We start from the raw sequence: 12,281 nt of genomic DNA on the forward strand, positions 1-12,281 counted from the left end.
AGCTACCCGCGTGCAGCACGGACCGCGCCGGTGTAGGTCTCGGTGGTCTCGTCGCCGCGGTCGATCCCCAGCTCGGTGAGCACGGCCCGGACGTCGTCGAGCGCGCCGGCGACATCGCGCTCGTCCACGATGGTCTCGATCTCGACGAACGTGCCGTCGATCTCCGGTACTCGCACGACCGTGGCGAGCATGTCCCGGCCGGCGTGGGTGAACCGGTAGTTCGAGCAATGCTTCTCGAACGCGATCTCCACGACGAACCCGAGGCCGGCCAGGATGTCGCGCGTCGCAGCTGCGTCGGCGACCTGGGTCTCCGCCTCGGGCTTGGACCCGCTGGCCTCGTCCACGGCCGCGCCCTTGTAGGTCAGGAAGCTCCGCACACCGGCGTCGGTGCGGACCTCGCGGACCCGCAGCTCACGGTCGGCGCCGGTGAACGTGCCGTCCGGGCTGTCGAAGTAGGTGTCGGAGTACACCGCGACCTCCTCCGCGGCTCGGCGGGCGAGCTCGGCGCGCACGTGGTCAGGGTCGCGGAGACGGGCCTTCAGCTCGGCTTCGATCGGCACCCGCGGGATGCTTACACAACCCACGAGCCACTCACGATTGAGCCTTCACGCGAGCAGGGCGTTCGCCTCCGCGAGGAGTTCGCACTGCTTGCGCCAGTCGCCGTCGGCGAAGCCCATGACCAGGTGGTGCGCGCCGGCCCGACCCAGCTCGGCCAGCCGGTCCGCCACCTCCGCCGGGCTGCCGGTGATGGGTATGCCGGTCGCGTCGATGCCGTAGCCCGCGCCGATCGACCGCTCGATCTCCGCCGCGGAACGCACGCCGTCGCCGATGGCGCCGGCGGCACCGACGGCAACGGTCAGCGGTCGATCGGTCAGCTCGGCGAGGCGGGCCACGCCCGCGGCCACCGCGGCCGGCGTGACGAGCGACGGGAACCAGCCGTCCGCGCGCGCGGCACGACGCAGCGCGACGGGCGACGCGTTCCCGACCCAGATCGGTGGCTTCGGCACCGCGGGATCGAGGACGACGCTCTCCTCGTCGACGACGAGCGGCTCGCCGGCCAGCAGGCCGGGCAGCAGGTCGAGGGCGCGATCGGTGCGCGGGCCGCGCTCCGCGAACGGGACCCCGGCCGCGGCCCACTGGGCAGGACCGCCGCCCGAACCGACGCCGAGCACCAGCCGCCCGTCACTGACGACCTGCAGGCTCGCGACCTGCTTCGCGGCGACGGCGTGCGGGCGCAGCGCCGGGACGAACACGCCGGTGCCGAGGGTGATCCGCGAGGTGACGGCGGCGACGGTGGCCAGCCCGACGGTCACGTCGAGGACGGGCGCGCCGATGGCGAGGTGGTCGCCGTGCCAGACGCTCGCCAACCCGACGGACTCGGCGTGCCGCGCCGCGCCACGCAGGTCGAGACCCTGGCGCCGCTGGACGCTCAGCGCGGGCAGGACCACGCCCACCGCGATCGTGCTCACGGGACCGTGATGACGATCTTGCCGCGGATGGTGCCGGCCTGGTAGCGGCGCAGGGCGTCGGCGGCCTGGTCCAGCGGGTACGTCGCCAGCACGTGCACGCGCAGCTGTCCGTCGGCGTAGAGGTTCGCCAGCTCGGCGAGCCGCGCCGCGGATCGGGCCGGCGGCGTCACGCGGATACCGAGGGCGGCCGCCTTGCCGTGGTCGACGAGGGTGAGGATGCGGGCGCGGTCCTTCACCAGTTCGAGGGTGTCGTCGAGCGCCGGGCCGCCCACCCCGTCGATCGCGGCATCGACGCCGTCGGGAACCAGTGCACGGACCCGGTCGACGAAGCCGTCGCCGTAGGAGACCGGGGTCGCGCCGAGCTCTCGAAGGTAGTCGTGCTGTGCCTCTCGCGCGGTGCCGAGCACAGTCGCGCCGCGGAGCCGGCACAGCTGCACGGCGATGGTCCCGACCGCGCCGGCCGCGCCGTGGACCAGCACGGTGTCGCCCGCTCCGACGCCGATCTCCTCCAGCGCGATGTGCGCTGTCTGCGCCGCGGCGCTGAACCCGCCCGCCACCTCCCACGGCATCGCCGCCGGCTTGGCCGTGACCTGGTCGGCCGGGACGGCGAGCAGCTCCTGGTAGCTGTTCAGGGTGCCGTAGCCGAGCACCTCGTCGCCGACCGCGATCCCCTCGACGCCGGCGCCGACCTGGTCGACGACGCCGGCGAACTCGTTGCCCGGGATCGTCGGCACGCTCGGGTCGGGCTGCCGGTGGATCTGTCCTGCGACGACCGCCACGTCGAACGGCTGGACCCCGGCCGCCTTCACCCGCACCCGGACCTGCCCCGGACCCGCGGTCGGTTCGGGCACGTCCGCGATCCGTAGGACCTCCGGCCCGCCCGGCTGGTAGAACACTGCTGCCTTGCTCATGCCGCCAGCGTTCAACATCAACCTGGGTTCAGGTCAAGGAATCCTCGGTCAGTCGTTCGCGCGGTGGTTCAGCAGGAGCTGGACGGTGAGCCGCAACCGGTTCTCGACGTCCTCGGCGGTGGCGCGGCGGGTGACCCACGCGACCAGGTTGGACAGCCACACGTCGCTGATCACCCTGGCGATCGCCTTGTCCTCGTCGGTCGCCTCGGTGACGCCCATCGCGTGCGTGAACATCCGCTCGGTCAGCCGTCCGACCTCGACCACCTCGGCCGCGACGGAGGTGTCGGCGAACATGAAGGCGCGGGTCATGGCCTCGGTGAGCTGCGGGTCCCGCTGCAGGGCCTTGGTGTTGCGGCTGAGGATGAGCAGCACCCGGTCGGCCGGGGTCGCCCCGGGGATCGTGGTGCGCTCCAGGCGTTCGAGCGTGCTCGCGAGCTCGCGCGCCAGCCCGGAGACCAGCAGGTGGATCTTGGAGGGGAAGTACCGGTACAGCGTGCCGAGCGCGACGTCGGCGCGCTCGGCGACCGCGCGCATCTGGACGGCCTCGAAGCCGCCCTTCGAGGCCAGCGCCAGCGTGGCGTCGAGGATGCGCTTGCGGCGCTGCCGCTGCGCCGGCGACCCCACTTCCGCGTCGGTGAGCGCGGTGACGACCTTCGGGTCGGCGTCGCGGGCTGCTTCTGCCATGTGCTCATTCCTGTCGTGCCGTTCCGGTGCCAGCGCTGAACCGGAACGTGTTCCATCAACATCGAGACGGTACCTCCCGACCCGTCGTCGCGCCCACATGGGCCACCCAAGAAGTGAAACACGTTCTATAGTCGCCGCCGTGACGATCGCGATGACGGACGAGCAGCGCGCACTGCAGGACGGGATCCGGGCGTCGGTCGCGCGGCTGGGCTGCCGGGCCGCGGTGCGCGCCGCCGAGTCCGGCCCCGGCGACTGGTCGGCGCACTGGTCCGCGATGGCGGAGGTCGGTGTGTTCGGCGTCGCCGTGCCGGAGGCGCTCGGCGGTGGTGGCGGGACCGTCGTCGACGTGGCCGCCGCGCTGGAGCAGTGCGCCGTCGAGCTGGTGCCCGGACCGGTCGGCACGACCGTGCTCGCCGGCTTGCTCCTGGGCGGCGAGCTGCTGACCGGGGTGGTCGACGGCGCGACGCCGGTGGCGGCCGCCTTGGACACCGGCTCGCTCGTCGCGGTCGAGACACCCGATGGCCTGCGGATCGACGGGGTGGCTCCGGCCGTGCTCGGCGCAGGGCCGGCGCCGTTGCTGCTGCTCGGCGCCACCTTGGCGGGTGCCGACGTTTGGGTCCTGCTCGACGCCGACCAGCCGGGCCTGAAGGTCGAGGCGCGCCCACCCGTCGACTTCTCCCGCTCGCTCGGGCGCGTCGAGGCCGAGGGCGTGCTGGTGCCGCCGGGGCGGGTGCTGCCCGGCGTCAGCACGGCGCGGGTGCGCGACCTCGCTGCCGTGCTGCTCGCGGCCGAGGCCGCCGGGATCGCGCGCTGGTGCGTCGACGCCGCGACCGGGCACGCGAAGGTCCGCGAGCAGTTCGGCCGGCCGATCGGCTCGTTCCAGGCCGTCAAGCACCTGTGCGCGGAGATGCTGCTCCGCGCCGAGCAGGCCGCCGCGCTCGCCTGGGATGCCGCCCGCGCCGCCGCCGACGCACCCGACGAGCTGCCGCTGAGCGCGGCCGTCGCTGCGGGCACGCCGCTGGACGCGGCTGTCGACACGGCGAAGGACGCCATCCAGGTGCTCGGCGGCATCGGCTTCACTTGGGAGCACGACGCGCACCTCTACCTGCGGCGGGCGGTGGCGAACCGGCAGCTCCTCGGCCCGACGGCCGGGTGGCGCGAGCGCGCGGCCGCGCTGGCCGCCGGCGGCGCCCGGCGCACGCTCGGCATCGAGCTGGACGCGGCGACGGAGGCCGAGCGGCCGGCCGTCCGGGCCGCGGTCGCGCAGCTGGCCGAGCTGCCCGAGGGTCAGCAGCGCACGCGCCTGGCCGACAGCGGCTACCTCGCCCCGCACTGGCCGTCGCCGTACGGTCTGGACGCGCCGCCTGCGCGGCAACTGTTGATCGACGAGGAGCTGCGCCGGGCCGGGGTGTCCCGGCCGGACCTGGTGGTCGGCGGCTGGGCGGTGCCGACGCTGCTGGAGCACGGCACGTCCGAGCAGCAGGAGCGGTTCGCCGCGCCGACGCTGCGCGGCCAGATCACCTGGTGCCAGCTGTTCAGCGAGCCGGGCGCCGGGTCTGACCTGGCGTCCCTGCGCACGCGGGCGGAACGCGTCGACGGCGGCTGGGCGCTGACCGGCCAGAAGGTGTGGACGTCGTTGGCGCGGGAGGCGCACTGGGGCATCTGCCTGGCGCGCACGAACCCCGATGCGCCGCTGCACCGCGGCATCACGTACTTCCTGGTGGACATGCGTGCCCCGGGCATCGAGGTGCGCCCGTTGCGTGAGATCACCGGCGACGCCGTGTTCAACGAGGTGTTCCTCGACCAGGTCTTCGTGCCGGACGCCGACGTCGTCGGCGAGGTCGACCGCGGCTGGCCGCTGGCCCGCACGACGCTCGCCAACGAGCGGGTGGCCCTCTCCGGCGGCTCGTCGCTCGGCCAGGGCGTGGAGCGGCTGCTCGCCCACGGCGGCACCGGCGAGCGGACGGGCGCGCTGGTCGCGCAGGGTCTCGCGGTGTCGCTGCTCGATCTCCGTGCGACGCTGCGCCGGCTGGGCGGCGAGGGTCCCGGCCCCGATTCGGCGCTGCGCAAGCTGATCGGCGTGCGGCACCGCCAGGACGTCGCCGAGGCGACGCTCGACCTCGCCGGCCTGGACGGGGCCGCCGTCGACGGCGAGGCGGCCGCGCTGGTGCACGAGTTCCTGCTCAGCCGCTGCCACTCGATCGCCGGCGGGACGACGCAGATCCTGCTCACACTCGTCGGCGAGCGGATCCTCGGCCTGCCGCGGGAGCCGGCTGCGCGGTGAGAGGTTGCGGCGCCCGCCCGCGGACCCAATACTAGAACAGGTTTCAGTTATCGGCGCGAGGAGTGCGGGTGGACTTCAGCCTGGACGAGAGCCAGCGCGAGGTCGCCGATCTCGCGCGCGAGGTGCTGGCGCCGGGGCCCGACCCGCAGGCGCTGTGGAAGTCGCTGGGCCAGGCCGGGCTGCTGACGCTCGCCGTCCCCGAGGAGCTCGGCGGGGCCGGGCTCGGCGTCGTGGAGTGCGGGCTGGTGCTGACGGAGGTCGGGCGCCGGACCGCGCCGGTGCCCGCGCTGGCCACGCTGGCGCTCGGCGTGCTCCCGGTGGTCCGGTGCGGCACCGCCGAGCAGCAGCGGGTCGTGCTGGAGGAAGGTGCGGTGCTCACGGCTGCCCTGCACGAACCGTCGACTCCGCTGACGCTGCAGCCGCGCACGAGCGCCGAGCACGACGGCGCCGGGTGGGTCGTCACCGGCACCAAGATCGGCGTGCCGTACGCCGCGTCGGCCCACCGGGTCCTGGTGCCGGTCGCGCTGCCCGGAACGGGCACGGGCGTGCTCCTCGTCGACCCGCAGGCGCCGGGCTGCGCCGTCGTGCCGGCGCCGACGTCGAGCGGGCTGCCCGAGCACACGCTCGTCCTCGATCGGGTGTCCGTGCCGTTCGACGCGCTGCTCGGCGCCGACACCACCGGCCACACCGTGGCCGAGCTGCACCGGTGCGCGCTCGCCGGCGCGAGCGCGGTGGGCGCCGGGGTGCTCACCGGCGCGCTGGAGCTGACCAGCACGCACATCGCGACCCGGGAGCAGTTCGGGCGGCCGCTGGCCACGTTCCAGGCCGTCGCGCAGCAGATCGCCGATGTGTACGTCGCGGCCAGGATCCTGCAGCTCGCGGCTCGCGCGGCGGCGTGGCGGCTCGGCGCCGGGCGCGCTGCCGACGCCGACCTCGACGTCGCCGCCTACTGGCTGGCCGAGGCACCGGCCGCCCTGCAGACCTGCCAGCACCTGCACGGCGGGCTGGGCGTCGACATCACCTACCCGGTGCACCGGCACTACGCGTGGGGCAAGGACCTGGCGCGGTTCGTCGGCGGTCTCGACCTGCGCGTCGAGCGGCTGGGCGAGCGGGCAGCGAGCTGAGGAGACCCCGTTGGAGATCGACCTCACCGACGAGCAGCGCGCCCTGCAGGCGGAGCTGCGCGCGTACTTCGCCGGCCTGCTCACGCCCGCCGAACGCGAGGAGCTGCTCGTCGAGCGGCACGGCCGGACCTACCGCGACGTCGTCCGCCGGATGGGCGCGGACGGGTGGCTGGGCGTCGGTTGGCCCGTCGAGTACGGCGGGCGCGGCTTCGGCCAGGTCGAGCAGCAGATCTTCGTCGACGAGGCGGCCCGCGCCGACGTCCCGCTGCCGGCGGTCACCCTGCAGACCGTCGGCCCGACGCTGCAGGCGTGCGGCACCCCCGAGCAGCGCGAACGGTTCCTGCCCGCGATCCTGGCCGGCGAGGTGCACTTCGCGATCGGCTACACCGAGCCCGGCGCGGGGACCGACCTGGCGGCGCTGCGCACCACCGCCGTCCGCGACGGCGACACCTACATCGTCAACGGCCAGAAGATCTTCACCACGGGCGGGCACGACGCCGACTTCGTGTGGCTGGCCTGCCGCACCGACCCCGCCGCCGACCGGCACCGCGGGATCTCGATCCTCATCGTCGACACGTCCGACCCCGGCTACTCGTGGACCCCGATCATCACCTGCGACGGCGCGCACCACACCAACGCCACCTACTACGCGGACGTGCGCGTGCCGGTGTCGATGCGGGTGGGGGAGGAGAACCGCGGCTGGCAGCTGATCACCACCCAGCTCAACCACGAGCGCGTGATGCTCGGCCCGGCGGGCCGGATCGCCGCCCTGCACGACCGTGTACGCGGGTGGGCGGCGGAGCGCAGCGCACCGGACGGCACCCCGCTGCTGGACCTGCCCGACGTCCGCCGGGCGCTGGCGCAGAGCTTCGCCGTCCGGCACGTGAACGAGCTGCTGAACTGGGAGGTCGCCGCGTCCGCAGAGGCTGGGCCGGTGACGATCGCGGACGCGTCCGCCACGAAGGTGTTCGGGTCGGAGGCGGTGCAGCGGATCGGGCGGTCCCTCGAAGAGGTCGTCGGGCGGCACGGCGACCCGGCCGACCCGGACACCGCCCGGCTCGCCCGCTGGCTGGACGTGCACGCCAAGCGCAACCTGGTGATCACGTTCGGCGGCGGCGTCAACGAGGTCATGCGCGAGCTGATCGCGACCGCCGGCCTGGGCCTGCCGCGGGTGCCCCGATGAGCACGCAGCTGATCGAGGAGGCCGCCCGGCGGCTCGTCGCGGCCGGGGACTGCGCCCCGCGGCTGGCCAGGGACCCGGTCAACGAGCCGATGGTGCGCAACTGGACCGAGGCGCTCGGCGACGCGAACCCCGCCTACCCCGAGGTCGCGCCCCCGGCGATGGTGCAGGTGTGGACGATGCTCGGCTTGGGCGGGCAGCGCCCGGCCGACGACCCGCTCGGTGCGATGACCGCGATCCTCGACGAGGCCGGCTACACCTCGGTGGTGGCGACCGACTGCGCCCAGACCTACCACCGCTACCTGCGCCCCGGCGAGCACCTGTCGGTGCGGTCGCGGCTCACCGACGTCGTGGGTCCGAAGCGCACCGCGCTGGGGGAGGGCTGGTTCGTCACCACGGTCAGCACGTGGAGCGTCGGCGCGGAGCCGGTCGCCGAGATGATGTTCCGGGTGCTCAAGTTCCGGCCGCCGGACCCGCCTCCGCCGCCGCGGGACGTGCTGCGTCCGACGGTGAACCGCGACACCGAGTTCTTCTGGGCGGGCCTCGCCGAGGGGGAGCTGCGGGTGCAGCGCTGTGGTGACTGCGGCGCGTTGCGCCACCCACCGGGGCCGATGTGCCCGCGCTGCGGTGCGACCAACCCGTCGTACGTCGTGGCGTCGGGGGACGGTGAGGTCTACAGCTTCGTGGTGCACCACCATCCGCCGGTGCCCGGCCGGAGCCTGCCGTTCGTGGTTGCTCTGGTGGAACTGACGGAAGGGGTGCGGGTGCTGGGCGAGCTGCGCGACGTCGACCCGGCGGAGGTGCGCGTCGGTCTGCCCGTCCGGATCGTGTTCGACCGGATCGATGACGAGCTGACGTTGCCGGCCTGGGGGCTGCGGTGACTCCCGCCGTCGGCGACGTGTTGCCGGAGCTGCGGCTCGACGTCACCCCGACGTTCGTGGTCTCGACGGCGCTGGCCACGCGCGACTTCCAGGACGTCCACCACGACCGCGACGCCGCTGTGGCCCGCGGGTCGAAGGACATCTTCCTCAACATCCTCACGACGACGGGCCTCGTGCAGCGCTGCGTGACCGACTGGGCGCCGTCCGCGCTGGTCCGCGGGGTCGCGATCCGGCTCGGCGTCCCGTGCTACGCGGGCGACACGCTGGTGCTGAGCGGCCGGGTCGTGGCGGTCGAACCGGAGGTGGTGGTCGAGGTGGTCGGCCGGTGCAGCCTTGGCGACCACGTCACCGGGACCGTCCGGGTGGAGCTGCCATGAGCCTGTCCGGGGCGGCGGCGATCGCCGGGATCGGGGCGACGGAGTTCTCGAAGGACTCCGGGCGCAGCGAGCTGCAGCTGGCCGCGGAGGCGGTGCGTGCCGCGCTCGCGGACGCGGGACTCGGGCCGTCGGACGTGGACGGGCTCGTCACGTTCGCGATGGACAGCAACGCCGAGATCGCGGTGGCTCGCGAGCTGGGCGTGCCGGAGCTGCGGTTCTTCAGCCGCATCCCGTACGGGGGCGGGGCGGCGTGCGCGACCGTCGGGCAGGCGGCGATGGCGGTCGCGACCGGCGTGGCCGACGTCGTGGTCTGCTACCGGGCGTTCAACGAGCGCTCGGGGTTGCGGTTCGGCCGCACCCAGACCGGCGCGGTGGCGGCGGCGACGTCGAGCGGCATCGACAACGGCTGGCACTACCCGATGGGGCTGAGCACGCCGGCGGCGACGGTGGCGATGTTCGCCCGCCGGTACATGCACGAGTTCGGCGCGACGAGCGCGGACTTCGGCCGGGTCGCGGTCGCAATGCGCCGCCACGCCGCCACCAATCCAAACGCCTGGTTCTTCGGCCGCCCGATCACCCTGGACGACCACCAGGCGTCGCGGTGGATCGTGGAGCCGCTGCACCTGCTGGACTGCTGCCAGGAGAGCGACGGCGGCGTGGCCCTCGTCGTCACGAGCACCGAGCGGGCCCGGGAACTGCCGCACCCGCCGGCCGTGATCGCGGCGGCCGGGCAGGGCAGCGGACCCGACCAGTTCACGATGACCAGCTACTACCGCGACGACCTGGCCGGCCTCCCCGAGATGGCCGTCGTGGCGAAGCAGCTGTGGCGGCAGGCCGGGATCGGGCCCGCGGACGTCCAGGTCGGGATGCTCTACGACCACTTCACCCCGTTCGTGCTGGTGCAGCTGGAGGAGCTGGGGTTCTGCCCGCGCGGCGAGGCCCGGCACTTCGTCGCCGACGGCGGTATCGAGCTCGGCGGCACTCTCCCGGTGAACCCGCACGGCGGCCAGCTCGGCGAGGCCTACATCCACGGCATGAACGGCATCGCGGAGGGTGTGCGGCAGGTGCGGGGCACGTCGGTCAACCAGGTCGACGGGGTGGAGCACGTGGTGGTCACCGCGGGGACGGGTGTGCCGACCAGCGGGCTGGTGCTGGCGGCGGGCTGACCCGCCTCACCTCAGGGAACGGATCATGCTCTGCAGGATCCGGAACGCGTCCGCCCGCTCGGCCTCGGTCAGGCCCGCGGCCATCCTGACCTCGACGGACCGGACCGCCGCGGACGCCTTCTCCAGCCGCCGTCGACCGCGCTGTGTGAGCCGTGCGGGAAGAGCCTTCCCGACCGGCGCTTCGGCGGGCCTGGTCACGTAGCCGTCGCGTTCCAGGGACTGGAGCAGCACGTTCATCGACTGCCGCGTCACGAACGCGCCCCGGGCGAGCTCGGAGTTCGACAGGCCCGGTCGCTGGGCCAGCAGCTCGAGGCAGCTGTACTGCGTGACCGTCATCCCGAGTGGTCGCAGCACCTCCTCCATGGCTGCGCGGAGCACGCTCGACGCCTCCTTCAGCGAGTAGCCCAGCGACGTCTCCAGGTCGATGCCGGCTTGACTCATGTCAGCATTCTGACATAGGTTGGCGCGTGTCAGAAGACTGACACAACAGAAGGAGCAGTCCCATGCCCGCCACCGGTCCCGACTTCATCTCGCTGCAGGCGCGCGACCTCGCCGCATCGCAGGCGTTCTACGAGCGGTACCTCGGCCTCGTCCGCTCGCCGGCCGGCCCGCCGCACGCCGTCGTCTTCGAGACGAAGCCGATCGCGTTCGCGCTCCGCGACGTCCTCCCCGGCACCGATCTCGCCTCCGTCGCCCACCCCGGGCTCGGCGTCGCGATCTGGCTCCACGCCACCGACGTCCAGGCCATCCACGACGCACTCGCCGCCGACGGCCACACCATCGTCTCGGCGCCGATCGACGGCCCCTTCGGCCGGACCTTCACCTTCGCCGATCCCGACGGCTACCACGTGACGCTCCACGACCGTGGCTGAGCTGCGAACGCCTGAGGTGAACGTGAGCGGGTTTTCCGTGGTCAGAACCCCACTGGTGTCCATCTCACCCGTACGTCGCGATGAACACGTGCCGCTGCACCGTGTCGATGTAGTACATCCACGTGTCGAGGACGGGCCCCGTCGTGACCTTCCACCCCGTCTCCGCGGCGATCTCCCTAGCCACACAGTCCTCGGGCGACTCGCCGATCTCGATCCGCCCGCCGGGCAGCTCCCACTTGTCGCGCTCGTTCCTCGGGGCTCGACATCGCGCAGCGCGGTGGCCGTCCCGGTGGTTGCGGTGATCAAGGGCAAAAGGTCGTTCCGGGATCGGTCAAGAGCGACCTTTTGCCCTTGATCACGGCCGCCCGGAGCAGCCAGGCCCGCACGGCCGTCGATCATGGGCAAACCGTTGTTTGTGAATCGATCCACCACAACGTTTTGCCCATGATCAACGCCGCCCCACCGGCCGCGCTCCTCAGCGCCGGGCCAGCACTGCATCGGCCAGCACCGGGGTGTCGGTGCCTGCGACCGACGTGGCGAGCACGAGCTGCTCCCCGGTGTCCCACACCCGTGTGCGGAGCGTCTCGCCCGGCACCACCACCCCGGCGAAGCGGGCGGAGAAGGTGCCGACCTTGGCCGCGTCGCCGTCGAGGAGGCCGTCGACGACGGCCTTGCAGACCATCCCGTACGTGCACAGCCCGTGCAGGATCGGCCGGTCGAACCCGGCGCGCGCGGCGAAGGCGGGGTCGGCGTGCAGCGGGTTGCGGTCGCCGCACAGCCGGTACCAGAGCGCCTGCTGCGGCAGGGTCGGGGTCAGCAGTTCGGCGTCGGGTGAGCGGTCGGGCGCGGGTACCCGCGCGGCCGATCCGCGGTGGCCACCGAAGCCGCCCTCGCCGCGGGCGAAGATGCTGGACCGGGCCGTCCACAGCAGGGTGCCGGCCGCGTCGACGACCTCGGTCTCCTGGACGATCACGGCCGCGCTGCCCTTGTCCTGGACGTCGACGATCCGCCCGCGCGCCACGGCGCTGCCCGCCGTGGGCAGCGGGCCGGGCACGGTGATCTCCTGGCTGCCGTGCAGCACGGCGGCCAGGTCGATCTCGACGCCGGGCAGCGAGACGCGCGGCGGCTCGGTCAGGCGCAGGGTCGGCGCGATGACGCCGAACGTCGGCAGCACCTGCAGGTCGGCCTCGTACGCGTAGCGCAGCTCCCGCGGGTCGACGGGATCGGTGCCGGCACCGAGCGCGAGGTGGTAGAGCAGCACGTCGGAGGTGTCCCAGCGGAACGCGCGCTCGGGAAGGGCGGCGCCGATGGCCTGGTCCGGGTCGATGGGCAC

Annotated in this window: 14 protein-coding genes; 7 read left to right on the forward strand and 7 right to left on the reverse strand. The window is 73.6% G+C overall.

Annotated features, from left to right (window positions below):
- Window positions 1–2: 2 nt before the first annotated feature.
- The 4 genes from cyaB to kstR are packed head-to-tail and all read right to left on the reverse strand — an operon-like array spanning window position 3 to window position 3,064.
- Entirely contained in the window at window positions 3–560 is a 558-nt protein-coding gene (gene cyaB / locus ACQEVB_RS14965; protein WP_432970726.1) for a class IV adenylate cyclase, read from the reverse strand.
- 45 nt (window positions 561–605) lie between these two features.
- Window positions 606–1,469 carry an LLM class flavin-dependent oxidoreductase gene (locus ACQEVB_RS14970; protein WP_432970729.1) on the reverse strand — a complete coding sequence of 288 codons (864 nt, stop codon included), beginning with the start codon at window positions 1,467–1,469 and terminating at the stop codon, window positions 606–608.
- The gene (locus ACQEVB_RS14975) at window positions 1,466–2,380 is read right to left on the reverse strand and encodes a quinone oxidoreductase family protein (RefSeq protein WP_432970732.1); all 915 of its coding nucleotides are present in this window, start codon (window positions 2,378–2,380) and stop codon (window positions 1,466–1,468) included. The genes ACQEVB_RS14970 and ACQEVB_RS14975 overlap by 4 nt, the downstream gene beginning before the upstream one ends.
- A 48-nt stretch (window positions 2,381–2,428) precedes the next feature.
- Window positions 2,429–3,064 (reverse strand): cholesterol catabolism transcriptional regulator KstR, encoded by a 636-nt coding sequence (gene kstR / locus ACQEVB_RS14980; RefSeq protein ID WP_432970735.1) that lies wholly within the window; start codon window positions 3,062–3,064, stop codon window positions 2,429–2,431.
- 139 nt (window positions 3,065–3,203) lie between these two features.
- Between kstR and ACQEVB_RS14985 the strand changes: the two genes are divergently transcribed.
- From ACQEVB_RS14985 to ACQEVB_RS15010, 6 genes are all read left to right on the forward strand, one after another.
- Complete coding sequence (locus ACQEVB_RS14985; RefSeq protein WP_432970738.1) at window positions 3,204–5,348, forward strand: acyl-CoA dehydrogenase family protein; 2,145 nt, start codon at window positions 3,204–3,206, stop codon at window positions 5,346–5,348.
- A 68-nt stretch (window positions 5,349–5,416) separates the two neighbouring features.
- Complete coding sequence (locus ACQEVB_RS14990) at window positions 5,417–6,472, forward strand: acyl-CoA dehydrogenase family protein (RefSeq protein ID WP_432970741.1); 1,056 nt, start codon at window positions 5,417–5,419, stop codon at window positions 6,470–6,472.
- Between the two features lie 10 nt (window positions 6,473–6,482).
- Window positions 6,483–7,655: an acyl-CoA dehydrogenase family protein gene (locus ACQEVB_RS14995; protein ID WP_432970744.1), complete on the forward strand. Its 1,173-nt coding sequence runs from the start codon at window positions 6,483–6,485 to the stop codon at window positions 7,653–7,655.
- Window positions 7,652–8,533, forward strand: a complete 882-nt coding sequence (locus ACQEVB_RS15000; protein WP_432970747.1) for a bifunctional MaoC family dehydratase N-terminal/OB-fold nucleic acid binding domain-containing protein — start codon at window positions 7,652–7,654, stop codon at window positions 8,531–8,533. Before ACQEVB_RS14995 ends, ACQEVB_RS15000 begins: the two co-directional genes overlap by 4 nt.
- The gene (locus ACQEVB_RS15005) at window positions 8,530–8,910 is read left to right on the forward strand and encodes an acyl dehydratase (RefSeq protein ID WP_432970750.1); all 381 of its coding nucleotides are present in this window, start codon (window positions 8,530–8,532) and stop codon (window positions 8,908–8,910) included. Before ACQEVB_RS15000 ends, ACQEVB_RS15005 begins: the two co-directional genes overlap by 4 nt.
- Window positions 8,907–10,076 (forward strand): lipid-transfer protein, encoded by a 1,170-nt coding sequence (locus tag ACQEVB_RS15010; protein WP_432970753.1) that lies wholly within the window; start codon window positions 8,907–8,909, stop codon window positions 10,074–10,076. Before ACQEVB_RS15005 ends, ACQEVB_RS15010 begins: the two co-directional genes overlap by 4 nt.
- A 6-nt stretch (window positions 10,077–10,082) precedes the next feature.
- Here the strand turns inward: ACQEVB_RS15010 and ACQEVB_RS15015 are convergent, their stop codons facing one another.
- Window positions 10,083–10,517, reverse strand: a complete 435-nt coding sequence (locus ACQEVB_RS15015) for a MarR family winged helix-turn-helix transcriptional regulator (protein ID WP_432970756.1) — start codon at window positions 10,515–10,517, stop codon at window positions 10,083–10,085.
- A 62-nt stretch (window positions 10,518–10,579) separates the two neighbouring features.
- Here ACQEVB_RS15015 and ACQEVB_RS15020 point away from each other — a divergent pair, with 62 nt between their 5' ends.
- A complete protein-coding gene (locus ACQEVB_RS15020; RefSeq protein WP_432970759.1) occupies window positions 10,580–10,948 on the forward strand; it encodes a VOC family protein in 369 nt (122 codons plus the stop codon).
- Window positions 10,949–11,012: 64 nt separating this feature from the next.
- On the opposite strand, the gene ACQEVB_RS15025 is transcribed toward ACQEVB_RS15020, so the two are convergent.
- Complete coding sequence (locus tag ACQEVB_RS15025) at window positions 11,013–11,276, reverse strand: NUDIX domain-containing protein (RefSeq protein WP_432980367.1); 264 nt, start codon at window positions 11,274–11,276, stop codon at window positions 11,013–11,015.
- Window positions 11,277–11,423: 147 nt separating this feature from the next.
- The gene (locus ACQEVB_RS15030; protein WP_432970762.1) at window positions 11,424–12,281 is read right to left on the reverse strand and encodes a MaoC/PaaZ C-terminal domain-containing protein; all 858 of its coding nucleotides are present in this window, start codon (window positions 12,279–12,281) and stop codon (window positions 11,424–11,426) included.

The sequence above is a fragment of the Pseudonocardia sp. CA-107938 genome, from assembly GCF_050936315.1.
Classification (GTDB): domain Bacteria; phylum Actinomycetota; class Actinomycetes; order Mycobacteriales; family Pseudonocardiaceae; genus Pseudonocardia.